The following is a 19,808-nucleotide window of genomic DNA, read 5'->3' as shown; positions in this document are numbered from 1 at the left end:
CGTCCCACTCGACCTCAGGGGTCGAGGACAGGAGCCGGCCACCGTCGTACGTGTACGTGGTGACCGGCTCCCAGCCGAGGAACCGCTTCAGACTGATTCCGAGACGCTCGGCTGTCTCTACGTCGCGGCGGAGTCTTGGATCCGCCTGTAGGCGTCCAGCGAGAAAGGGACCTCCTGGCGGCCCCGGTTCAACGCGATCACCGCCATGCCGAAGTCTTCGTACTGGCGGTCCGTCATCTCGTCGGCCGTCTCGTCCCAGTCCTTCGCGGGGTCGAACTCGACGGGCTCGCCGTCCTTCGTCACCGACACGATGGAGCGGGGGATCGCGGTGTCGATGACGGCCTCGACGTTGAAGCCGTAGGGCTTGTCGACGGCGCTGCCTTCGCGGGGCGGGTTCTCCGCGGTAAGGGTCGCCCATTCCTTGCGGTTCATGCCGCGCATCAGGAATGACACAGACTCCTGCTGGATGCGACCGCGCAGCTCCACGAGCTCACGCGCCAGCTTCGTGGTCGTGCTGTTCAGGCGTGAATCCTTCGTCGCGAGGTCCTTCTTCCGAGCTTCCTTGAGCTCCTCCTCGGCGGTCGCGTACTGGGCGTACAGGGCCCCATCGAGGCAGAACTGGACGGTCTGCTCGGGGCGCTTGACTTCAAGCTTCATGGGTTCAGGCTCCAACTAGCCAGGCTCGGGAAGTGGTGAGGTGACCCGCCCGGAGCCTGACATCGCAGGCGGGCCACCGGTCATGCAGCGCGGTCAGCTTGTTACGCGGCCGCGGCGATCTTCTTGCTCACGCCGGAGCGGCCGGTAATGAACTGCTTCTGCGTGATCTTCAGGACGGAGTTCGCCTCGGGAGGCATCTCCATGTACTGGCCCGGCTTGATCCGGAACGCCGTGTACGTCTGGTCGGACGCGAGCGGCGTCTCGAAGGGGATGCCGCGCCGGACGAGGAGCACGTGCTCGGACCCGGGCACGAGCGCGTCCTTCGCCTCGTTGTCGGTTGCCTCGTTCGGGGCATTCGTGTTGTCGATGTACGTCAGCGACAGCCCCCGCTGCGAGCGCCCGGGCTGCTCGTACGTCTCGCGTGAGCAGAGGCGATCGTCGGTGATGACCTGCTCGTCCAGGGACGGCGTGTAGCCGTCGCTGGTGAGGTAGCAGGAGATGTCGACGGCGCTGGTCGCTGTAGCCTCGGCGAGGGTGATGGCGTCGATGTCGGTGACGGCGGGCAGGAGGACGGCGAGGACGTTGCCGTCCGCCGGAGTGCTGGGGATTTCAGCCATTGTCGGCTACCTCTTTCTGGTTCGCCCTCGCGGGCAGGATGTAGTACTTGGGTCGGCGGGGGCGATCAGCCGGCGGGTACCGGCTGGGCTTGACCTTGAGGAGGCTGACCCCGATGCGCGGGTCTTCCTCCGGAACGTCGAACTCGTGGCGGGTGTCTTTGTCCTTCACGCGAACGAACACTGTGTGCCTCCTCGGTGCGGTGATGCGCCACGAGGAGCGGCGCGGGTGAGGTCCGGAGGTGCTGCTATCCGGGGAGCTGCGAGGCTGTCGCAACCCAATCGAGCACCAGGTACATCGGGTGCCCGAAGTTCGGGACGACGACGTCGTCGTCGGTCTGGATCGGCTGGCCGTTCGGCACACCCTCCACACGGCCCACGACCCATCCGGGTACAGAGGGGCGGGCGCCTTCAAGGCTGTCCACGACGGCGCCGGCGACCTGCAGGATGGAGTCCTGAGTGAAGCCCGCGATCGTCGTCCGGATGCGCGCCTCGCGTGCCTGAACTGTTCGGGCCTGCGAGCGCTCTGAGGCTTGGGGGAAGCCTGCGGTGACGAGGACGTAGGGGTACTCGGGGTCCTTGGAGCCGAGGTTGCCGCTGTAGACGGTCGGCCAGTCGATGAGGTGCTCCAGTGCCGCGATCAGCGCTGAGGCGGTCATAGCTGGCGGCCGAACTGCTCTGCGAGGTCCGCCAGATTCTGCTCGAGCTTCGGGCCCTCGGTGCGCAGCGGCTTATCGATGTCGCCGGTTCCGCCGCCTCGGCTCGTACCGAAGTAGTAGACGTTGCCCAGGCTGCCGCCGCGCCGGTTCTTGTCCGGGCCGACTTCGTAGGCCGCCTGCCCGGGCCGGTAGTCCGAGTCGTAGGACATCGCGCCGGCGAGGGCCCGGAAGTGCCGGGAGGTTGCGGCGTCGGCCGCGAGCTCTTCCTTGACGTTCTGCGCGCCCTTCTTCAGCACTTCGTCCGTCCGCTTGAGAACGTCGCCGGAGACCTTGCCAAAGTTCTGCTCGAGCACGCGCATCTCTGAGGAGTCGATGTAGAAGCTCACGTGAGTACCTCCACGATGAAGCGCTGCAGGGTGGCCTGGGACTTCGCGCCGAGGCCTGTGATTCGGTAGGTGTTGCCGACCAACGCGGGGTTGTACGGTGCGTTCATGTAGGTGACGACGTCGCCCTGCTCGAAGGCAGTGCCGAACGGTAGCTGCAGCTCGAGGCGTTCGACGGTGAAGACAGCGCCTGCCGCTTCAGCGTCTGTGGCCTGCACGCGGCCGGACTGCATCCGGCACTTCCCGGGGTTCCCTTCGGCCACCTGTTCGGGCGTCGGGTAAATCGTGTTTCCGGCGCTCTCGTACTTCCTGGTGGTGGCGTTGTAGACAGGCCTGCCAGCGCCGCGAGTGACGACGCACGTGTCTGTGAGGCCCTCCTCGGCGTCCCGACGGGACTCGACCAGGTCGGCCATGTCGTAGAGCTGCACGTCAGCCTCCCAGTGGAATCACGAACATCCCGGGCGTCGAGTACTCCGGTGGCGGATCGAGCAGGTCGAGCTCGCGATCGTTGACGTACAGCTCACCCGTGGAGATGGACGAGTCGAGCGTCTGCGAGCGCGACCAGTCGTCGTGGGACTTGCTGATCTGTCGTGCGGACTCCGGGTTCTTGAGGACCCGGATGACCATGGACGCGATGACCGACTTCACAGTGGCCACGCTGACCGTGGGTGGGTTCGCGTCGAGTTTGGCCTCGAGGTCGCTGAGCCGCGGGTGCGCGAGCATGCGGACCCACGCCTGCTCGGCGAGGCCGGGCACGACGGCGGTCTCCGCAGGGGAGAGAGGACGCCACTGATTGGCGATGTCCTGGGCGGTAATGGTCACCATGGCGTCCTCCTCCTACCTGCGTAATTCACGGTCAGCGGGTCAGCTGTCCGCCTCGACCTTGGAAACACCGGTGTCGATGTTCCGGGTCACCGTGACGACGTCGCCGTTGGGCTTGGTCGCCTTGTACCTCTCGACGCGCTCCTTCGCCGCGGACCGCGTCGCGGCCTTCGACTTCGGAACCGACTTCACCGCGTTGACCGTGCCGGCGGCGAGCGCGTCGGGGCCGGGGTTCACGGGCGCGGACTGCGCGCGCTCGTCCGGGTCAGTCGTGTCGGCCGGGCCGTCGCCGGGAGCGGTAACGGACGGCTTCGTGGTGTCCGAGTCGAGCGTCGTGCTCTTCTCGGCCTTGGGCTGGGTGGCGTTCGCCATGGTGCTGCCTTCCTCTGGTAGGGCCGGTGAGCCGGTCGGCTACAGGTTGCGGATGCCGCGGAGGCGGGCCGCTGCCTTGCCGCCGAACAGTGCGAGCCCGCAGTAGAACTCGATGCGGGTGCGGTACGCCGGCTTCTCCTGCAGCTGGCCGAGGTCATCGACCTGCACGCCGCCGTTGGTGAGGCCGGTGACCGCCTGGTCGCCTTCGTCGTTGCCGAACTTGACGGCGTAGATCGAGGACGCGTCGGCGGAGGTGCCCTGGGCCTCGTTCTGGCCGAGGATCGGGGCACCGGCGGCGTTGTTACCGGGGTCCAGGATGGAGATGCCGTTCCACTGCAGGACGCGCTTGCCGGTGAGGTCCTCGCGGACCGTCTCGACACCGCCGAGGCGACGGCCCGCGGAGCGGATCTTCCCCTGCAGGACGGAGTTGGCGTAGAGCGCGCCGTTCGTCCCGTCGATGCCGGGGACCCGGGAGATCAGGTCATCGAGCATATCGAAGAACGTCTGGGCGTCGGAGGCCCCGTTGCCGAGGACAGGGGACCCGTTCGTGGCGGCGTCCATGACCTGGTTGCCGATGAGCCGCTTCCGCAGCCCGTCGAAGCCCTTGGGCTCCACCGCGACGTCGCCGTTGAAGAACGACTCCTGGAACTTGTAGGAGGCAGCCTTGACCTTCATCGCGGTCTGCGTGGCCCGCTGGTCGTTGAGGTTGCCGCGGGTCTGGACGATGAAGCGGTCCACGTCCGCGTCGCCACCGAGGATGACCAGCGACTCGCTCGACTGGTTCACCGTGCCCGTGGACTCGGTGTAGGCCTCGTTGACCGAACGGAAGGCGACTCCGGGGAGTGTTCCCTCGGAGTTGTACGAGTAGGCGTTGCCCTCGATCGGCATCAGCGGAAGCCGGTCGAGGATGGGGGAGGTCTGCACGAACGTCTCGATGACGCCTCGCTGCAGGGTGTTCTGAGACAGTTTCGCTGACTCAACGAGGGTGACAGCCATTGAAGGCTCCTTTTCCTGTTAGATGGGCCCTCGGGCTGCCGCCGTTGGGTGCTTACTTCTTCTCGTCGTACCCCGCACGCAGGGTTCCGATGCCGGGGGAGGACTGGACTCGGTCGCTCCCGCGGGCGCCAGCGCCGGGCACCTGCTGGGCGCCGCCGGTGTTGCCCCACTTCGCGATCCAGCTGTCAGCGTCCTTCTCGAGCTCTGCCTTCGTAGTACCGCGGAGTCGCTCCGCAGCTTCGAGGTCGAGGCCCTTGGCCGCCGCTACCCGGTAGCGGTCGATGATGCCCTGCTGCTGGGTGATCGTGGCTGACTGCTCGCGTTCGGTGGTCTCGAGCTGCTGGAATCGCTCCGAGCGCTTTTCCTCGTCCGACTTCGTAGCATTCTCGAGCTCCGTAATCCGGGCGGCTCGTTCGTTGGCCAGCTTCTCCGCGGTCTTCCGAGCGTCGCGCTCGGTCTGCAGAGCCTTCTGGCCGTTGGGGCCGAGCTGGCCATCGGTGCCGTCCTTGCCGTCACCGGAGCCCTCGCCGGAACCATCGCCCGACGCACTGCCAGAGCCGTCGCCGCCGGCACCCGCGCCGTCGCCGCCGGCCCCCGCGCCGTCGTCCTGCATCACGGCGTCGCCGAAGGTCAGCCGGTGGTGCTCGAGCAGCGCCTCGATGCCGCCGGGAGCGTTGAGGTCGATACCGTGCGGGGCGAGTACTGCTGGGGCGAGCGTGGTGTTCTTCTTCATGGTGGTGCTCCTCCATCGCGGAGTTGGACCCGCCGGCCTCGCGCCGTCGGGTAGGAATGTGGTCAGCGGGTGAAGACCTCGCCGTTCATGCGCAGCAGCTTGCGGTACTCGGCCTCGGCCTTCGCGGCAGCGACCGGCGTGAGCGGTGAGCGCCCCGCCGGGTTTCGTCCCTGCTGGACTGCCCGCCAGTTTGACTCGGCGTCCGCGAGCCGGCGCTCGGCTTCGGTCATCGTCGCCCTGATGCGCGGGTCCCGGGCGCCGGTCTCCCTTGCCCGATCTACGGCGGCAGTGGGCCCTACACGGGTTCCCCCGCGACCGAGAGCGCCGTAGCCTTCGCGCTGTCCGCGCAGAGCGCCGAGCGGGTTCTGTCCGCCGGGCAAGATGTATCCGTAGCGTTCCAGGTCCTTGACTGCAGCCACGCGGTCGCCCTTGTGGAGCTGGTAGATGGATTGCGGGGTGAGGCGCTGCGATCGTCCGGATGCTTGGCGGAAGTTGCCCCGCTTTGAGGTGCCTTCCTTCGTCATCAGCCCGGACGCAGACATGCCGCGTCGAGAGTTCACGACCTGCGAGATGTCGGCGCCGTCGCGAATAGCTTGGGCCCCGGCCTTCCCGAAGTGCTTGTCCTGCTGCGCGGGAGTGTAGGAGTTGAACGCCTCGTAGGCGTCCGTCCGCAGGTCGCCTGCGACGTTCTCCGTCGAAGGGATGTGCCGGCAGTCGCAGCGTGGATGCCGGAGGAACCCCGCATTCCACCTGTAAAACCGGCCAGCCATGACCACGCAGCGGCCGCACGATGGCAGATTCAGCATCCGCACGTACCCGGTCCTCGGGCGCGCAGCCAGATCGACGCTTGCCGCCGCGCGGCCCGTGTCGGAGATCGTGGTCTTCATCAGCATGTCCAAAGCCCTCCCACCCTCGGCGAGCGCCTCCGCGAGGGATGCGCCTGCCCCTATGGCGGTCTTGGCCCTGGTGGCTGGCGAAAGCAGGAGCCCTGACAGCGACCGGCCGTCGGGGGCCACGCCTACGAAGCTGCGCGGGTCCGCGAAACCGTCCGGGGCTTCGTAGAGGCCTTGCCCTGCGAGCGCAGCACTGACGTAGTCGACAGACTCGGCGGCGACACTGAGCTGAAGCGTAGTTACCGCCGGGACGAGCGAGGCCAATGCTTCCTGCCAGCTCGCGGAGATGTTCGCACCGCTGACGCTGCGCCAGTGGACCTTCCCTGCAGCGATTGCCCGCACCGACAGGCGACGCATGCGCAGGTCGTAGGCTTGCGCCGCCTGGGGGTAGTCAGGCATCGAGCGCCAGCTTCTCCGTGGTGCGCAGGAGCTGCTCGTCGCGGGCTTCCGCTTCGCCATCCGAGTTCGACACCCAGTTGGCGACGCGCGCCGGGGTGGCGCTCGGAAGGAACGCCCACGCGTCGGTGCGGGCCATCCCGGAGGTGATGAGCTTGCCGATGGCGTCGATAATCTGCGCGAACGAACGGATCTCCGTGTCGGCCCAGATCACCTCCGAGGCAAGGTCTTCCTCCGTCTCACCTCGAGCGACGTTCGCCAGGCGCATCACCTGCTCGATGCCCTCGCCCGCCGCACGTTGGATGTCGTTGATGAGGGATTGGAAGGTGGACTCCGCGCCGGCCATGCCATCGCCGGTGAGGTTCGCCATCTTCGTGAGTGCATAGGACGGCGGGATCTGACCAGTGGCGAGCATATCGGTGAGGAACTGCTGGAGGACCTTGATGTAGTTGTCCAGATTCGACTCCGGCAGGTCGAACACCTTCGTGTCAGCACCAGGGAACACCAGAGCGCGGTCGACGCCGATCCTGCCGGGTGAGGTGACGATGGGCAGTGGCTGACGGTTGCTATCCAGGACGAGCGTCCCGTCCGGGTTGGTCTGCCAGATGGGCTCGCCGCGCTTGTCCCGAACCACCGGATCGTACGCGGTGAAGACGCGCTGCCGGTATGCGCTGAACTGCATGGCCAGCAGGGTCTGGAAGCGAATGGTGTTGACCGCGTTTTGCTGCGGGATCAGCTCGTCCATCGCTGAGCGGGGGTTGCCGTCTGCGTCCACGTTGAAGTCGAAGCCGACGAACGGGATTCCGCGCATGTTGTGGCGGCCGGCGTCGGCGAGCTCCCAGACGTTGCCCGAGATGCCCTTCGCTTCGAAGCGCACCCACTCCATCGCCGTGTAGACGTAAGCGATCTTCGTCGTGACCGTGTTGCTGTAGGAGTCCGGGGTCCAGAGCGTGCTGATCGGACCAGCGTCGGCTGCGACCTCGAGCGTCTTTACCGCGAACAGGGCCTCGAACGGGTCTTCGGGGTTCGGTTCTAGCCATACCCGCTTCGCGTTCTCCGGGCGGATGATCGGGCTCTTGCGGTTCCGGGTGTTCGGGGAGACCGACATGATGCCGCGGCCGTGATTGAACATCTGCTGGAAGACGATCGGCGAGCGCGAGTCGAGCTTGTTCGGCTGCCAGATCTCGACCCACGAGCGGAGGTCTGCTTCGCCCTGGCGTCCGGTGCGGAAGCCGTCGGCCTGCATTCGCTGGATCGGGGCTTTCATGCACAGGCCGAGGACGTTGGCGAGAGACATCTCCCGAAGCTCGAGGTACTCGGCGTTCACCCCAGGAGGCGCGTAGGGGAGATCCTGCTTGCCCTCGAAGTAGTCCTGCCGGCGGTTCCACGCCGGGGCCCGCTCGCTGAGCTTCTTCAGTCCCGTCTCCAGGTAGCTGCGTGCCTGCGCTTCCTTCACGCCACCACCTCTTCCTTAGCTGAATCCGTATGCGGCCGTCGAAACGCCCTTGCCTGCCACGTACCTGTCTGTCCATCCGTCGGCCCGCGCGTCGGCAGCTGCCTCGTGGGTGACGACCGAGGTCACCGCGAGGTCGATCTTCTGCGTCTGCGAGGGCTTGAGAATGATGTACCGCTGGTTAGTCCGGGCGAACATGCGCGCGTTGGCGATGTGTGCCTCCGTCGTAGGGCAGCCGTCATGTGTGAGCGCTCCGGAGCCGAGGTCCACGATGAACCGCTCGAGCGCGGCATGCATGGGAGCGACCCGGTAGGTTTCCCACGGGATGACCCGTTCGTCGCCGTACTTGAGCGCCCACTCCTCAATCTCTGTCTTCCACAGCGGAGGGTCGAAGTAGCCGCGTTCGACGTCGTGCTCTTCGAAGATTTCGTCCATGGCCGCGTGCACCTCAGAGCGGGGTATGCGCCCGCCCCACTCGGCTGGATTCCAGATCGTGGGACGCTTGTCCGGCCCGTAGGTTGGCGTGAATTGCCAGCCTTCGATGGTTTCTGCGCGGATGCCGGTGAAGTCGTCCTTGTCGGAGCCGTCGAAGCCGATGCAGATCCTCATTTCGGCACGTCCTCCGTCTGCTTCCAGAGGCCTTCCGGCATCCATGCGCCCTTACCCTGCGACAGGATGTTCCCGAAGAAGCGTTCGGCTTCCTGCGGGTCCTTCTCCATCAGCTCCAGAGCCTCGGCCTCGATGCCGTCGAGGTCCACCCACGTGGACCCCTCGTACACGTACCGCAGGATCTTCCGACGGTCGGCCTTGTTCTTGAACTTGAGGTTCGGTGGAGGCTGGCGGAAGAAGCGGAAGATGTCGGCCGCGGCGGCCTCGTAGGTGTTCTGCGCCGTGGAGTTCTCGCTGGGGTCCCAGGAGTTCGTGGTCTCCACCGCACGACCACCCATGCCGGCGAGGCCTCGGCGCATGGTGCGCGCGACGCCCTTGAGCTTGTTCCGGTCTGTGTAGGTGCCGGTCTCGTCCATGTTGGCGTAGGTGATCGGGTTGCCCAGGCGGGAGAGCGCCGAGGAGGTGATGGGGTCGATGCGGCCCCCGTCGTTGATGCGGATGAACTCTTCGCCCACGCGCATCATCTGCGCCAGCGGCCCACCCTTGACCATTTCCTGCAACGGCCCGTAGACGTTCCTCACCTGGTCCTCGGAGGCAGCGAGCAGCTGGATCTCCGGGTCCGGCCGGCGCATGCCCTTCGGCTCGCCGGGGGAGTACTCGTAGACGAACCCACAGTGGCAGTCATCGTCCGCGCAGTCGTAGACATCGCCTGCGCGAGCCCAACCGGCGAACAGAGACGGCCCGGTCGCTTCGTTGCACACCATCGCCGCGGACCACGGGCCCTTGCCCGTCTTCTGCGGAGCGACGACCTGCGAGCGCCGGTTCTGGAAAGCCGTGGCCAGCATCGGATCTTCTGGACGCCACAGGGCAGTGGGCTTCACCCGGTAGTGGTTGAGTGTGCACCACAGCTGCCAGTCAGCCATGGTGAACGGCAGCCCGCGTTTGAAGCCCTTCGGGACGATGCAGTGCGCTTCGATGTAGTCCGCTGCGAGGAAGCCGAGGGTGGGGAAGTCGACGACGAACGCGCTAGGCCCCTGCACTGCTCACCACGCGGAAGCGGTCCCTGGACGACTTCGGGCGCTGCGTTGCTGGGCGCTGCTGCGTCCGGCGAGCGCCGACTTCGTCGGCGGCGATACGCCACCGGTTTCGGAGCATGGCCATCTGGGAGAGGCCGAGGCGGTCCGACCACTGCCGGGCCTCGCTGGCGGCCTTCATGTTGCCCTGCTCAGCTCCGACGAGCATCCGGACGTAGAGGGCGACGTCGTGCTTCCAGCCGAGCTTCTCCCACTGGGCCGCCTGCGGTGTCTTCCAGATCTGTCGCCATACGACCAGCTCGCGCGCATCGAGGGCGCGAGCGCCGGCGTCGTCGCGCTCCTCCGGGTCCTTCGCTTTCTCCTGGTCACGCCACTTCGACAACGGCCAGGCGGGGGCATTGCCCTTGCGCCCCTCGGATGGGAGGACCGTCCACGAGTCCTTGTCCGCCGGCCGATCCCGTCGGAGTGCCTGCGGGTCCGCGGCTGGGCCGCTGTTCACTCGAGCTCCACCGCGTGGCATCTGGCCTCATTTCCTCGCTGCATCGCGCAGCAGAAAGGCCGGGGCATCGCGCCGGCGGCCTGGTACAGCGTTCGAACGGCGGGCGCGGCCCGCTTGTCGGGTCGCGGTCGCACCCGCCGTGTGTGGCCTAGAAGGGCCAGTTGCCGACTCCGCGCATGGTGGTACCCCCTCCCGGTTCTACGTTCCGAAAGGGGGCTTGGGGAAGTCGGTGGGCTGGCAGGGCCTCGAACCCTACGGTGAGCCAACGCCCGCGTGTTCCTTCGCGCGGCGACTCGCAGCCCGTCCGGGGCTCTCACCTCGGACGCTTTGAACCTGACAGGCCAACTCTTTGAACCTGACCAGGGAGCTCAAAAGTCATATGAACCTGACGAACCATCGAGAGCCCTCCCCGGCGGTCCGGCGGTTCGCGTTCGATTAGGGGGTGCCCCCCACCCTCAGCGGCGGCCTTCGGGGCGCTTGAACACCGCATGGGATGCGGCGCCGGCCGCTGATGTGTTGCATCGGATGTGCTCCGGACCCGACCAGTTGAGCCTGTCGTCGGTGTGACCGAGCTGGAACGGCTCGCCGCGCTCGAACCATGCGCCGCAGCGAGCGCAGCGATGGTTCTCGATGCCCTGCTTCTCGATGCGACGTCGTTCCTTGTCGTGGGCTGCGTCGTATCCGCGCTGCTGTCGCGTGCCGCGTCGCTTCTCGTGCGATCGAGCATGCTCGTCGCATAGCTTGGCGTCCTGGATGCGAGGGCAGCCGTGCATCCGGCACACCCGCTTCGTCATGCGGACAGCAGCTGCATGATTTTGGCGCGCCGATCGCGGTCGCATCGTAGGACGTCGACGACTCGGAAGTACTTCGGTCCCGTGCTGCTTGGGTTGATGGGCGTCAGGTGTCCGCGCTTCACCCACTGACGGATGGCAGCAGGTGATCGTCGCACGCGCTCGGCCGCCTGCGTGGTCGTGACGTGGGATTCGAGAGCGGCCAGCTCTTCCGGGGTCAGCATGGGGATACCTCCGGGCATGAGAAAGGCCGGGTCAGTGTCCTGATGCCCGGCCTTGGATACAGATGTGGCGCTGCAAACAGTGTGACACTGAGGCACGCGGTGTGCAAGCTGTAAGTCATCGAACTAATCGGCACTGCGTCTCGGCCCGATGTTGGTGATTCGCATCATCCTCGACATTCGAGCCTGTACCTCAGCGTTAGGCTCCATGTCCTCAAGCCAGCGTTCTGCTCCAGCAGCTAGATCGTCGCAGAAGACATCAATGCTGAGCTGTAGGCGGAGGTCAGTCTGATTCATGTGAATGTTCCAGTCCACTCCGTCAGTCACCGTGAACTCAAACGAGTCGAGCGCGTCGCGCGCGCTCTGCTCGATGATCTCTGCGCTTCCTTCGTGGAGTAGGGCGCATCGCAGCGCATAGCAGTCCGAGCCGCTCAGAAACACGTGCGGAATCTCATCCCAGTCTGCGGGCGCGGTGTATTTGGGCTGCAAGTACTTCTCGCACCAACGGACGTATCGGGCCCGGGAGGTCTGTGGCGCCTCTCCCTCGAGCTTTCCGCAGATGTCCGGGAGGGAAAGCGCCATCGTCAGGGCTGCGTACCAATTCTTCTGCTCGAGGGCAGCTTCCAGTGCGTCAATCAGGTGTTCCATCCATGCTCCACTTCTCGTCTTGAGTTCGCGTCATCGTAGCGGTCTAGAAGATCCCAGTCGCTAGCTCTGCTTGTTGTGATCGCGGTCTCGGCGGCCACCTTCGTGAGGTACTCGTAGTGCTCGGGCCTGACTCGATGGCCACATGCCTGGCACTCGATAACGGCTCGGTTTCCGCCGAGGGAGACGAGGCCGACGGTGTTGCACTTCGGGCAGGGGGTGGGGAGCTTGTCGGCCTGCCTGGTGTAGCCGAGACCTGCCCGAATGGTGCGGTGCTTGTCGACGATGGCTGTAGCAGCGGTGCCGGCCTCGGGGTAGGTGCACAGCGATTCGAAGTGGAGGGCGAGGTAGGCGAAACCCTGCAGGGCGAGGCGGTCCTGGAAGATGCCCGGGTGGTCCGCTGGTTCTTGGCCGGAGTACTCGCGCAGGCCGTCCTCGATTTGGTTCAAGAGCAGCGCGATCGACCGCGCTTCGTCGGAAGCCCACTCGGCTGGGTGGCCGAACTCTTCGCGCGTCGTTGTCCTGACGCGGACGCCTCGAATCGTGGGGGAAGGCAGGCCGAGGCGGAGGGTGGCGTAGTCGTCTGCTAGCCAGCGGATAACCTGCCCGTAGCGAATCCGGTCGTTGTCGCAGATGCCGAGGCTGGTCAGTACTGGGTTGCCCTCGCCGTCGGTGCAGCGTGGATAGGTGCATGGTCCGGTGCTCACGCGGATGGTGTCCCTTCGATGGTGCTGTCTGCTCGTGCTGCGAGCTCGCGCTGTATGGATTCGCTGGCCCAGTCCTCGGGCTTTTTGATGCCAACGTTCAGGCCGAGGTTCCGGAGTGCTGTCAGCCAGGTGAGTTGGGCCGGAGTTGCTCGACCGTTCTTGCTCTTGAGCTCCCAGATGATGAGGCGCCGGCAGACTGGGTGGACGAGGACGAGGTCAGGCCAGCCCGGATTAGACCGCCGGCTGTCATAGACGTGGAAGGTCATCCAGCCGAGTTCTTCAGCGAGCTGGACGACCTTGTCCTGCAGCTGCTGCTCGGACCAGGCGTTGCACATCTTGAGCCTGTGCTCGGCGGCGGTGAGGACGGGGAATCGGGTCATGAGCTATTGCCTCTCCTGCGGGGCCTGGATCTGTTTCGTCTGCGCTTCGACGGTTTGGAGGCAGGGTCAGGTTGAGAGGGTGGTTGGTCTGCAAGACCAGACCTCACCTCACCTACCCGTCCCGTCCCGTCCCTACCCGTCCCGGAATTTCTAGAAGTTGCACACTGCTGACCTGCTGGATCTGCTGGAATCCGCAGATTTCTGGCAGGTAGCTGTGGAGGGGGCTTCTCTTCGGCTCGTTTGCGCGGTTCTGCGCCGTTCTGAGGGCCGGTGTCGCCGTTGCCCTGCGTCTGTGGTGCTGCTGGTGCTGTCTGGCCGGGTGTTCCGTTGCCGGACGGCTGTCCTGGTGCAATGGTTCGAGCCGGAGGCCGTGGGGGCCTGTATCCGTTGCTCTGCGCCCACTCGTGACCCCTAAACCAGTCGATGGTCTTCGGGGAGTAGTACGGCTTCGGTGGTGCTGGCAGGAGCGGGTAGGCGGTGTCTGCAGCGGGGTCATCGGACCGGCCGGCATTGCAGGCGCCGCAGGCGACGACGTAGGTGTCTACCGTCGCCGTCTTCCCAGGCTCTCTGTGGTCGTACGTGCCCGCGAGGCGTCCCTTGCGCGCAAGGAAGTTCACGACCTTGCCGCAGTAGCGGCAGGCGTCACCGTCGCGGAAGCGGACCGGGATGATCAGGGCGGGATTAGAGTTGTCCGTCTTGCGCTGCCGCTCCCACTCGATTTCCTCCTTCGTCCTCATGTGGATGAACTCGGGGTCCTCCACAAGTTTGTAGACCGTGCGCTCCGCCCCGTCGGTCTCTACGCGCTGCTCCACCCAGTAGCCGGCGAACGTGGCCACGTCCGTCAGCAGGCCCACCCTCGAGGCGCCGGCCATCTGGATGGCGGTGCCTCGGGACACGACGTAGTCGGTCAGGTGAGCGGTCGACTGAAGCGCGCAGCGCATGACGAACCCGAAAACCTCATTGAGAAGGCGATCGTCGAAGTTGTCGTGCTCGAGAGCGGCGAGCGCGATGGGGTGGTTAGCGGCGGTATCGCCGGAGCGGAGCCATGGCATGGATTAGCGGTTCAGCTTTCGGTCGTGGATGGCCTGCACGAGCGCCCGGCCCTTCTGATCGGCGAGCGCAGGACTGAGGGTGGCCTGGCGCTCGCTGTCACGCTCCGCGTCCTCATGGGCGGCCACGGCGTGCGCGAGGGCGAGGGCGTCAGCGGCGGCCGCGAAGAGACGCTCGGAGGTGCTGATGCCGGTGGCGGCGAGCGCGCCGTTGGGTGTGCGGAAGGTGATCTGTCCGGGCCCGGTACCGCGTTCGGCTTGGACTTCGGGGAGGCTGTCGACGAACGCGGCATACATGCCGAGGGCTCTGCCTGGTTCGTCGACGTACTGGAATGGGTTGTTGGTTGGGGCTGGGGCTGGGTCTGCTGGTGTGGTGGTCATGATCCTGTGTCCGCCATTCGCATCTTGAGGGGGAGGGTGTTGCGCCAGCTGTCGCGAGCGCTGGTGAGTGCGGGGTTGTCTCGGGCGTCCGCGTTGCAGAACCCGATGAAGTCGCGCCCGCACTGGACGATGAGGCTGCCGAAGCCGTCTGCCGGCTCGACGCTCAAGGGTTCCTTGTAGGCCGAGGCAGCGGCCCGGAAGAGCGCGAAGTCCTTCGGCTCGAGCGACGTCCTTGGGAGGGCCGGGGCGCGCTTGCGGAGACCGGCGGCGATCGCGTGCCAGACACCTTCGACGTCGCGCCGGGACTGGTCCGGAGTGGACAGGCGGATCTCGCGGCCGCCGAAGAGGGCGCCGAGCTCGCGGATCTGCACCTGGTTGATGACCTCGGGCTTATCGTCCGGGGACATCGGGGTGGTCGTCATAACGTTGACCGTCACCTCGAGGTCCTTGATCGTCCCCGCGAACAGCCCCCGAATCGTGGCAATGTCGTCACGGTCCAGGGCGAAGCGAGACAGCTCACCCGTCGTGTCCATCAGCGCCGCCCGGGCCACTCCCGTCGTCCCGCCATTCGACGCCGTCAACATCAGGTGGTCATCGATGATCTGGACATCCACCGTCCGCATGTACTCGTCCTCCTTGCCCGACGTCGTATGCGCAACCGTCGCGGCGAGCGCCGCGAGCAGCTGCCCCGACTCGATCGTGATCTTCATGGGTCGGCTCAGAACTTCTTGCCGTGCTTGAAGCCGCGGCTGGCGTTGTAGGCGAGCTTCTCGGTGATCATGGACTCGAGGTCGATGTCGTTGGCTCCGCAAAAGTCGAGTACTCGGATCACGACGTCGGCCATTTCGGAGGGGACTCCCTCGGGCTTCTGCAGCTTGCCCTCGTTCTCCTGCTTGATGAGTCGCTCGGCCTCCGCGTAGCCAGCTTCGATTGCGAGCGAGGTTGGAATGACCAGTGGCGCGTACCAGGTCTCGTTCGCGGCCCGACCGGTGCGCAGCTCCTCGAGCGCTTCGGAAAGCTCGGAGTGCATGAGGGCGATGCGCTCAGCGTTGAGGGACAGGAGCGCCCGTCCCTCAGTTGGTTCGTCGTCGTGGAAGCCTTTGTCGGCTGACTGCTTGTAGCAGAGGGTTTGCAGTTCACTGATTCGCATGATGGTGCTCCTTCTTGATGTGGTCGGTGACCAGGGAGGCCACCGGGTGCTTCCACCCGCAGTGCGGGCAGATGTTCGGGTCTGAGCCGGTCACGTCTTCTCCCGCTTCGGCTTGCTGGTCAGGTGCAGGTACTTGCAGACCGGGCACCGGTACGAGCGCATGAACCCAGAGTGCTTGGCCATCGAGGCGTCAGCCGCGGCCTGCGTCGCGTACCGGTCCTTCCCGAGGCACTGGGTGCCCGATGTGCGGCCGTAGGACGCGTGAGCGCGGCGGCGCTTGGCACCAGCGCTCACGGGCCCGTGTCCCGCTCGTGAGCGCGCACCGGCTGCCATGTCACGTCCGGGTCCTTCCCGCGCTGCTCGCAGGCCTGGATGAAGGCGACGGCGGCGAGCGCGATCAGGGCGTAGGCGATGATGCCGACGATGATTAGGACGACGTCCGCGGCGCTCATCGGTTGAGTCGCTTCACGAGGATGAACTTCGCGCCGGGCACATGCTGGGAGGTGCGGAGCGCGGCCTGCCCCTCCCATACGTAGTGCATGGCACAGGTGGGAGATCCGGGGACGACGCGGACGATCTCGCGGTGCCGGCCCTTCGGTGCGTTGAGGGCCACGACGACGTCGCCGGGCTGCATGTCGCGAACGCGGACGTACTCGGTCGAGGCCGGTGGGGCCTCCGTGGCTGGCGCTGGCACCGGTTCAGGTGCAGGTGGTGATGGTGGTGGTGGAACGGCGGGCGCTGTTCCGCCGCCGCGCCAGAAGTCGTGCTTGGCGATCGTGTAGTGCCGGCCTGTGCTGGAGAGGTCGAACATGTAGTAGTCGACGTCGCCGGAGCGGATGGTGTTGACCAGGCGCAGGGCTGGCTTCGCGGTCAGGCCGTGGCGCTTCATAGCGCGGGCAACGCCTGCCATCAGGCGGCCCTCCCGAGCGGCGCGTCGTCGCGGCGAGCGCGGGTCAGGCGGTCGAGGATGTCGCGGCGGCGCAGTCGCATCAGGCGGGTGCGGAGGTGCTGGCGGTCCTTGTAGCCCAGCCGGAGAGCGATGTCGTCCTCGTGGACGCCGTTGTCGAGGAGGAATTCGAGGTCCTCGAGGAACGCGGCCTGGCGGGCGCGGACCTTCGGTGCGGTTGTTCGCCCGACTCCGAGGTGAGCGGTGATGATGATGTGGGCTAGGAAGAGCATCTGCATTCTCCTGTCTGCTGGTTGATGGGTCCGCCGCACGAGGTGCAGCGCTCGATCGGGACGAGTGGTGGTCTGGTGGGTCGGAGGTTGGTCATCGTGGCCTTCGGTGGTTGGTGACGGTCTGGCCGGCGGCCAACCGTTCGTGGTGGACGCGCTGCGCGGCCCAGTCCATGGCGTCGGGCTGGTGCAGCCAGGCGATGTGCTTGTCCCGGGCGTCGGCGACCTCGTCGCGGTCCGCCCAGAGGGTCACCCACCAGCGGCCGCGGATCTTCCGGACCGTCGCGCGAGGATGGGGGAGGCCCGCCGTCGCACTCAACGGGAGAGTCAGGAGCCGGGCTGGGACGGCGCCGGCGTCAGTCGTTGTCATCCGAGTACTCGTCATCGCCCTGCTCGGCGGCAGCGGCCCCGGCGGAGTCAGCTTCCTCGCGAGCCCGCCGCAACTCAGCCATCCGTGCGTCGTGCTTCTCCTTCTTCAGCCGCAGTCGCTCCATCGCTTCCTTCTCGATGTCGCTCCACTGGTAGCCGAGGACCTCGTGGAGCGTCCGCCGTGCTTGGGCCGTGTAGTCGTAGCCGTACTCGCCCGGACCCCAGTGGTCCGGCAGGAGAAGCTCCTCGCTGTCGAGGAGGGGCACCAACGCCTGAGCGATGATGAGCTGCTCGAGCGAGTACTTCTGGAGCGCCGTACCGACCTCAACAGGCTTCGAGTCCTCGGTGAGGCCGATGAGGCTGCGGGCTCCCTTGCGCTGGATGAAGTACTCGGCGGTCTTCGGGATGAGGATCTGCTTCGCCAAGCTCGTCGATGGTGCGGCGAAGAGGTCCTCGAGGAACTGGCGGCGGACGTGATTGACCACTTCGAGGCCGGCCTTGATGCGTTCGTGCTCCTCAGCTTCCGCGACCTCCTCAGCAGTCAGCTCGCGAGGTGCGGTGGCGTCGGGCAAGTCGGCGCGCAGGACCGCCCACTCGGCAGTCCCGTTCTGGGCGACGACCGCCTGGTGGCCAGCCTTCACGTGCTGCTCCGGACTGAGCTGCTCATCCTCCAGCGGCGCCGGCGCGTACTCGCCTCTCCATGGCCAGCCATCCGGCCGGGGAAGAGGCGCCACCCCCAGCCCGGTCAGCATCTTCCGCGTGCGCTGCGCTGTTGCTTCGTGCTTGCGCGCCTCGCGGAGACGACGGACCTGGTACTCCCAGTCGTAGGTCCCGGCTGCGTTCAGCAGCTTCTTCGTTGCCGCCTCGTCGTCCGTGAACTCCGCGAAGATCAGGGCCTGCTCGAGGGTGATCTGTCCGTTGTCGAGCTTCTCCGCGATCGGGTCGGAGACCTTAGAGAGCTTGATGCGGTCCTGCACCAGGCGTGGCTTGCGGCCGGTATTCTCCGCGATCAGCTTCGCGTTGTACCCGGGCAACTCGAGCAGCTGCTGGTATGCGCGAGCCTCCTCCATCGGGGTGAGGTCGTTGCGCTGCGTGTTCTCCACGACCATGAACTCGGTCTGCGCCTCAGCTGTGCTCAGGTCCTCACGGATCATGCACGGCGCGGTCCTCACCTTCGCGAGCTTCGCGGCCGCCAACCGGCGGTGGCCGCCGAGCACCATGTACTTCGTCTTCGCCGTCGGATGGGGGACGACCGTCAGAGCCTGGACGATGCCCTTGGCCTTGATCGAGGCGGCAAGGTCGTCCAGGTCGTGGAGCTCCCGGCGCACGTTGTGCGGGTGTGGCTCCAGCTTCGCGAGGGCAATGTCCTGCAGGTCACTCATGACGTTCCTTCCGATGGGGTGTTGTCGATCTGTTCTGTGGTGATGAGGGCGCAGACGAGGAGCATCACGCCGTAGTCGTGGTTCCCTCGCGCCAGCTCGTCCGCCGCGCGCTGAGCCTGCGTCTGGGCTCGCACCTCGAGGACGCGGAGGCGCTCAGCCGTCCCGGCAGCGAAGCCCGCCTCGACCGCGGCGACGGGGTCGCTCACGGCTTCCGCTCCGCTTCGAGCACGAGGCCGGCGAGCGCGATGGTGGCGATGAGGTGGCGGCCGTCGAGGGTGGGGGTGGGTGTGCCGGTGAGGGCGAGGACGAGGATGCCAAGGAGGGCGAGGACAGTCCAGGTGAGGAGTCGGCGGCGGTGGCGGACTGCTGGTGAGGTGGTGCTCATAGCGGGAGTCCTTCCTGGTCTGCGGTGGGTCGGGGTTCGGTAATGGCGAAGCCGGCGGCGACGGTGCCGTTGATGAGGATCTGGCGGGTGCCGAGGTCGATGTCGATGCGGGTCGCGGTGGTCCACTTGCTGCGGGCGTACTGGGTGAGCTGGGCCTTCAGCTCGGCGTTGTCCCGGTAGTGGAGGTGTGCGGGGTCGCGATAGGGGCGGCAGCCGGTCGGGTGGACGTATGCGACCGCGCGGCGGCGGGCGCCGCTCACCGTGGTGGCCAGACTTCGTGCTTCCGGATTGGGGTGACGGTGCCCTTCGCTATGTCCGCCGGCGTCGGGAAGCTGTTGGCGAGCGCTTCGGCTGCCTGGTCGAAGGTCGTCATCGTCGCCGCGGTGCGGGCGGCGAGCGCGGTGATGACCTGGTCAGTGGCGCGGGCGTCCGCGGCCGCGTCGAGGTCTTCGGCTTCCCGCTCGGCGAGGTCTGCGGCGTCGGCTGCGAGGTCCTCGTGGTGGTCTGCGGCGTCCGGGTCGTCGTGTGCGTGGAAGCCGTGCTCTTCGCAGTGGTACTCGTGGCCGGCGTCCTGCACCTCGACGTCGTCGAGCGCAGAGAGGGAGGTGGCGGGGTCCTGCAGCTTGCGGTCCTCCACCACGGCTGGGGGAGTAGCCGCGGCGACCTCGTCGGTGCGGTAGGCGTCGACAGCGGCGTTGATGTCCGCGAGGAGGGAGCAGCACTGGGACACGGTGTTCGCGAGGCGACGCTCGATGTGTCCGGCGGCGACGTCGGTGAAGCCGGTCTCGTCCAAGTCCTGCAGCGCGAAGACCGCTTTGTCGAGGCGCTTGATGCTGTCGTGCAGGGCGGCGACCTTCCGCCGGCGGGCGCCGGCGACCAGGACGCGGGACTTCTCCGCGAGGCGCTGCGCTTCCGGGTCCGGTCGGAACCCGTCCGTCTCCGCCGACCAGTGCGGCTTGTCGAGGCCGTGGAAGTAGAGATTAAAGGGGATCGACATCGGTGGCCGGGCCGATTCAGGCATGGGTGTAGCGGACATTGACGAATCCTTCGGG

34 protein-coding genes are annotated in these 19,808 nt (G+C 66.5%); all 34 read right to left on the bottom strand.

The window, feature by feature from the left end; genetic code table 11:
* Window positions 1-117 precede the first annotated feature (117 nt).
* The gene (locus FJV46_RS10700) at window positions 118-657 is read right to left on the bottom strand and encodes a hypothetical protein (protein ID WP_087027400.1); all 540 of its coding nucleotides are present in this window, start codon (window positions 655-657) and stop codon (window positions 118-120) included.
* Window positions 658-758: 101 nt separating this feature from the next.
* A complete protein-coding gene (locus FJV46_RS10695) occupies window positions 759-1,274 on the bottom strand; it encodes a phage tail tube protein (protein ID WP_087027402.1) in 516 nt (171 codons plus the stop codon).
* Window positions 1,267-1,443, bottom strand: a complete 177-nt coding sequence (locus tag FJV46_RS15250; RefSeq protein WP_158250125.1) for a hypothetical protein — start codon at window positions 1,441-1,443, stop codon at window positions 1,267-1,269. The genes FJV46_RS10695 and FJV46_RS15250 overlap by 8 nt, the downstream gene beginning before the upstream one ends.
* Window positions 1,444-1,519: 76 nt before the next feature.
* Window positions 1,520-1,930 (bottom strand): hypothetical protein, encoded by a 411-nt coding sequence (locus tag FJV46_RS10690; protein WP_087027405.1) that lies wholly within the window; start codon window positions 1,928-1,930, stop codon window positions 1,520-1,522.
* Entirely contained in the window at window positions 1,927-2,316 is a 390-nt protein-coding gene (locus tag FJV46_RS10685) for a hypothetical protein (RefSeq protein WP_087027407.1), read from the bottom strand. The genes FJV46_RS10690 and FJV46_RS10685 overlap by 4 nt, the downstream gene beginning before the upstream one ends.
* Entirely contained in the window at window positions 2,313-2,741 is a 429-nt protein-coding gene (locus FJV46_RS10680) for a DUF6093 family protein (protein WP_087027409.1), read from the bottom strand. The genes FJV46_RS10685 and FJV46_RS10680 overlap by 4 nt, the downstream gene beginning before the upstream one ends.
* Before the next feature lies 1 nt (window position 2,742).
* Window positions 2,743-3,138 carry a Gp19/Gp15/Gp42 family protein gene (locus tag FJV46_RS10675; protein ID WP_087027410.1) on the bottom strand — a complete coding sequence of 132 codons (396 nt, stop codon included), beginning with the start codon at window positions 3,136-3,138 and terminating at the stop codon, window positions 2,743-2,745.
* 39 nt (window positions 3,139-3,177) lie between these two features.
* Window positions 3,178-3,507: a hypothetical protein gene (locus tag FJV46_RS10670; protein WP_087027412.1), complete on the bottom strand. Its 330-nt coding sequence runs from the start codon at window positions 3,505-3,507 to the stop codon at window positions 3,178-3,180.
* Window positions 3,508-3,546: 39 nt separating this feature from the next.
* Window positions 3,547-4,503 carry a major capsid protein gene (locus FJV46_RS10665; protein ID WP_087027414.1) on the bottom strand — a complete coding sequence of 319 codons (957 nt, stop codon included), beginning with the start codon at window positions 4,501-4,503 and terminating at the stop codon, window positions 3,547-3,549.
* 52 nt (window positions 4,504-4,555) lie between these two features.
* Window positions 4,556-5,236, bottom strand: coding sequence for a hypothetical protein (locus FJV46_RS15360; RefSeq protein WP_158250126.1), 681 nt, complete (start codon window positions 5,234-5,236; stop codon window positions 4,556-4,558).
* A gap of 62 nt (window positions 5,237-5,298) precedes the next feature.
* Window positions 5,299-6,528: a hypothetical protein gene (locus FJV46_RS10655; protein WP_087027417.1), complete on the bottom strand. Its 1,230-nt coding sequence runs from the start codon at window positions 6,526-6,528 to the stop codon at window positions 5,299-5,301.
* A complete protein-coding gene (locus FJV46_RS10650) occupies window positions 6,521-7,981 on the bottom strand; it encodes a phage portal protein (RefSeq protein ID WP_087027419.1) in 1,461 nt (486 codons plus the stop codon). Before FJV46_RS10650 ends, FJV46_RS10655 begins: the two co-directional genes overlap by 8 nt.
* Before the next feature lie 15 nt (window positions 7,982-7,996).
* Entirely contained in the window at window positions 7,997-8,587 is a 591-nt protein-coding gene (locus FJV46_RS10645; RefSeq protein ID WP_087027421.1) for a terminase large subunit domain-containing protein, read from the bottom strand.
* Complete coding sequence (locus tag FJV46_RS10640) at window positions 8,584-9,627, bottom strand: terminase (protein ID WP_087027422.1); 1,044 nt, start codon at window positions 9,625-9,627, stop codon at window positions 8,584-8,586. The genes FJV46_RS10645 and FJV46_RS10640 overlap by 4 nt, the downstream gene beginning before the upstream one ends.
* Window positions 9,614-10,120, bottom strand: a complete 507-nt coding sequence (locus tag FJV46_RS10635) for a hypothetical protein (protein ID WP_197715691.1) — start codon at window positions 10,118-10,120, stop codon at window positions 9,614-9,616. The genes FJV46_RS10640 and FJV46_RS10635 overlap by 14 nt, the downstream gene beginning before the upstream one ends.
* A 455-nt stretch (window positions 10,121-10,575) precedes the next feature.
* Window positions 10,576-10,914 (bottom strand): hypothetical protein, encoded by a 339-nt coding sequence (locus FJV46_RS10630; protein WP_126130616.1) that lies wholly within the window; start codon window positions 10,912-10,914, stop codon window positions 10,576-10,578.
* Window positions 10,911-11,135: a MerR family transcriptional regulator gene (locus FJV46_RS10625; RefSeq protein WP_126130615.1), complete on the bottom strand. Its 225-nt coding sequence runs from the start codon at window positions 11,133-11,135 to the stop codon at window positions 10,911-10,913. Before FJV46_RS10625 ends, FJV46_RS10630 begins: the two co-directional genes overlap by 4 nt.
* Window positions 11,136-11,258: 123 nt before the next feature.
* Window positions 11,259-11,780 (bottom strand): hypothetical protein, encoded by a 522-nt coding sequence (locus tag FJV46_RS10620; protein ID WP_087027427.1) that lies wholly within the window; start codon window positions 11,778-11,780, stop codon window positions 11,259-11,261.
* Entirely contained in the window at window positions 11,768-12,484 is a 717-nt protein-coding gene (locus tag FJV46_RS10615; RefSeq protein WP_087027428.1) for a hypothetical protein, read from the bottom strand. The genes FJV46_RS10620 and FJV46_RS10615 overlap by 13 nt, the downstream gene beginning before the upstream one ends.
* Complete coding sequence (locus FJV46_RS10610) at window positions 12,481-12,864, bottom strand: VRR-NUC domain-containing protein (protein ID WP_087027430.1); 384 nt, start codon at window positions 12,862-12,864, stop codon at window positions 12,481-12,483. Before FJV46_RS10610 ends, FJV46_RS10615 begins: the two co-directional genes overlap by 4 nt.
* Window positions 12,861-13,916: a hypothetical protein gene (locus FJV46_RS10605; RefSeq protein WP_126130614.1), complete on the bottom strand. Its 1,056-nt coding sequence runs from the start codon at window positions 13,914-13,916 to the stop codon at window positions 12,861-12,863. Before FJV46_RS10605 ends, FJV46_RS10610 begins: the two co-directional genes overlap by 4 nt.
* A 3-nt stretch (window positions 13,917-13,919) precedes the next feature.
* Complete coding sequence (locus tag FJV46_RS10600; protein ID WP_126130613.1) at window positions 13,920-14,294, bottom strand: hypothetical protein; 375 nt, start codon at window positions 14,292-14,294, stop codon at window positions 13,920-13,922.
* Window positions 14,291-15,004, bottom strand: coding sequence for a hypothetical protein (locus FJV46_RS10595; RefSeq protein ID WP_087027433.1), 714 nt, complete (start codon window positions 15,002-15,004; stop codon window positions 14,291-14,293). The genes FJV46_RS10600 and FJV46_RS10595 overlap by 4 nt, the downstream gene beginning before the upstream one ends.
* Window positions 15,005-15,012: 8 nt before the next feature.
* The gene (locus tag FJV46_RS10590; RefSeq protein WP_087027435.1) at window positions 15,013-15,444 is read right to left on the bottom strand and encodes a nucleoside triphosphate pyrophosphohydrolase family protein; all 432 of its coding nucleotides are present in this window, start codon (window positions 15,442-15,444) and stop codon (window positions 15,013-15,015) included.
* 90 nt (window positions 15,445-15,534) lie between these two features.
* Window positions 15,535-15,738: a hypothetical protein gene (locus FJV46_RS10585; RefSeq protein WP_087027437.1), complete on the bottom strand. Its 204-nt coding sequence runs from the start codon at window positions 15,736-15,738 to the stop codon at window positions 15,535-15,537.
* Entirely contained in the window at window positions 15,735-15,896 is a 162-nt protein-coding gene (locus FJV46_RS15240; protein ID WP_158250127.1) for a hypothetical protein, read from the bottom strand. The genes FJV46_RS10585 and FJV46_RS15240 overlap by 4 nt, the downstream gene beginning before the upstream one ends.
* Entirely contained in the window at window positions 15,893-16,354 is a 462-nt protein-coding gene (locus tag FJV46_RS10580) for a hypothetical protein (RefSeq protein ID WP_126130612.1), read from the bottom strand. Before FJV46_RS10580 ends, FJV46_RS15240 begins: the two co-directional genes overlap by 4 nt.
* On the bottom strand, window positions 16,354-16,623 hold the full coding sequence (locus tag FJV46_RS10575) for a hypothetical protein (RefSeq protein ID WP_126130611.1): 270 nt from the start codon (window positions 16,621-16,623) through the stop codon (window positions 16,354-16,356). Before FJV46_RS10575 ends, FJV46_RS10580 begins: the two co-directional genes overlap by 1 nt.
* Window positions 16,624-16,714: 91 nt before the next feature.
* The gene (locus FJV46_RS10570) at window positions 16,715-16,990 is read right to left on the bottom strand and encodes a hypothetical protein (RefSeq protein ID WP_087027444.1); all 276 of its coding nucleotides are present in this window, start codon (window positions 16,988-16,990) and stop codon (window positions 16,715-16,717) included.
* On the bottom strand, window positions 16,977-18,371 hold the full coding sequence (locus FJV46_RS10565; RefSeq protein ID WP_087027446.1) for a ParB/RepB/Spo0J family partition protein: 1,395 nt from the start codon (window positions 18,369-18,371) through the stop codon (window positions 16,977-16,979). Before FJV46_RS10565 ends, FJV46_RS10570 begins: the two co-directional genes overlap by 14 nt.
* Window positions 18,368-18,577: a hypothetical protein gene (locus FJV46_RS10560; RefSeq protein WP_087027448.1), complete on the bottom strand. Its 210-nt coding sequence runs from the start codon at window positions 18,575-18,577 to the stop codon at window positions 18,368-18,370. The genes FJV46_RS10565 and FJV46_RS10560 overlap by 4 nt, the downstream gene beginning before the upstream one ends.
* A complete protein-coding gene (locus tag FJV46_RS10555; protein WP_087027449.1) occupies window positions 18,574-18,756 on the bottom strand; it encodes a hypothetical protein in 183 nt (60 codons plus the stop codon). The genes FJV46_RS10560 and FJV46_RS10555 overlap by 4 nt, the downstream gene beginning before the upstream one ends.
* A complete protein-coding gene (locus tag FJV46_RS10550) occupies window positions 18,753-19,016 on the bottom strand; it encodes a hypothetical protein (RefSeq protein ID WP_087027451.1) in 264 nt (87 codons plus the stop codon). The genes FJV46_RS10555 and FJV46_RS10550 overlap by 4 nt, the downstream gene beginning before the upstream one ends.
* A complete protein-coding gene (locus FJV46_RS10545) occupies window positions 19,013-19,792 on the bottom strand; it encodes a hypothetical protein (protein ID WP_126130610.1) in 780 nt (259 codons plus the stop codon). Before FJV46_RS10545 ends, FJV46_RS10550 begins: the two co-directional genes overlap by 4 nt.
* Window positions 19,793-19,808: the final 16 nt, after the last annotated feature.

This window comes from Arthrobacter agilis, assembly GCF_006494655.1.
GTDB lineage: Bacteria > Actinomycetota > Actinomycetes > Actinomycetales > Micrococcaceae > Arthrobacter_D > Arthrobacter_D agilis.
Note: the sequence above shows the minus strand (reverse complement) of the source record. Positions and strands in the feature narration are given on the sequence as shown.

Coding starts and splice junctions, on each gene's coding strand:
- FJV46_RS10700 (WP_087027400.1), bottom strand. CDS start 657: ATGAAGCTTGAAGTCAAGCGCCCCGAGCAGACCGTCCAGTTCTGCCTC.
- FJV46_RS10695 (WP_087027402.1), bottom strand. CDS start 1,274: ATGGCTGAAATCCCCAGCACTCCGGCGGACGGCAACGTCCTCGCCGTC.
- FJV46_RS10690 (WP_087027405.1), bottom strand. CDS start 1,930: ATGACCGCCTCAGCGCTGATCGCGGCACTGGAGCACCTCATCGACTGG.
- FJV46_RS10675 (WP_087027410.1), bottom strand. CDS start 3,138: ATGGTGACCATTACCGCCCAGGACATCGCCAATCAGTGGCGTCCTCTC.
- FJV46_RS10670 (WP_087027412.1), bottom strand. CDS start 3,507: ATGGCGAACGCCACCCAGCCCAAGGCCGAGAAGAGCACGACGCTCGAC.
- FJV46_RS10665 (WP_087027414.1), bottom strand. CDS start 4,503: ATGGCTGTCACCCTCGTTGAGTCAGCGAAACTGTCTCAGAACACCCTG.
- FJV46_RS15360 (WP_158250126.1), bottom strand. CDS start 5,236: ATGAAGAAGAACACCACGCTCGCCCCAGCAGTACTCGCCCCGCACGGT.
- FJV46_RS10655 (WP_087027417.1), bottom strand. CDS start 6,528: ATGCCTGACTACCCCCAGGCGGCGCAAGCCTACGACCTGCGCATGCGT.
- FJV46_RS10645 (WP_087027421.1), bottom strand. CDS start 8,587: ATGAGGATCTGCATCGGCTTCGACGGCTCCGACAAGGACGACTTCACC.
- FJV46_RS10630 (WP_126130616.1), bottom strand. CDS start 10,914: ATGACGAAGCGGGTGTGCCGGATGCACGGCTGCCCTCGCATCCAGGAC.
- FJV46_RS10625 (WP_126130615.1), bottom strand. CDS start 11,135: ATGCTGACCCCGGAAGAGCTGGCCGCTCTCGAATCCCACGTCACGACC.
- FJV46_RS10620 (WP_087027427.1), bottom strand. CDS start 11,780: ATGGAACACCTGATTGACGCACTGGAAGCTGCCCTCGAGCAGAAGAAT.
- FJV46_RS10610 (WP_087027430.1), bottom strand. CDS start 12,864: ATGACCCGATTCCCCGTCCTCACCGCCGCCGAGCACAGGCTCAAGATG.
- FJV46_RS10605 (WP_126130614.1), bottom strand. CDS start 13,916: ATGCCATGGCTCCGCTCCGGCGATACCGCCGCTAACCACCCCATCGCG.
- FJV46_RS10600 (WP_126130613.1), bottom strand. CDS start 14,294: ATGACCACCACACCAGCAGACCCAGCCCCAGCCCCAACCAACAACCCA.
- FJV46_RS10595 (WP_087027433.1), bottom strand. CDS start 15,004: ATGAAGATCACGATCGAGTCGGGGCAGCTGCTCGCGGCGCTCGCCGCG.
- FJV46_RS10590 (WP_087027435.1), bottom strand. CDS start 15,444: ATGCGAATCAGTGAACTGCAAACCCTCTGCTACAAGCAGTCAGCCGAC.
- FJV46_RS15240 (WP_158250127.1), bottom strand. CDS start 15,896: ATGAGCGCCGCGGACGTCGTCCTAATCATCGTCGGCATCATCGCCTAC.
- FJV46_RS10580 (WP_126130612.1), bottom strand. CDS start 16,354: ATGGCAGGCGTTGCCCGCGCTATGAAGCGCCACGGCCTGACCGCGAAG.
- FJV46_RS10575 (WP_126130611.1), bottom strand. CDS start 16,623: ATGCTCTTCCTAGCCCACATCATCATCACCGCTCACCTCGGAGTCGGG.
- FJV46_RS10570 (WP_087027444.1), bottom strand. CDS start 16,990: ATGACAACGACTGACGCCGGCGCCGTCCCAGCCCGGCTCCTGACTCTC.
- FJV46_RS10565 (WP_087027446.1), bottom strand. CDS start 18,371: ATGAGTGACCTGCAGGACATTGCCCTCGCGAAGCTGGAGCCACACCCG.
- FJV46_RS10555 (WP_087027449.1), bottom strand. CDS start 18,756: ATGAGCACCACCTCACCAGCAGTCCGCCACCGCCGCCGACTCCTCACC.
- FJV46_RS10545 (WP_126130610.1), bottom strand. CDS start 19,792: ATGTCCGCTACACCCATGCCTGAATCGGCCCGGCCACCGATGTCGATC.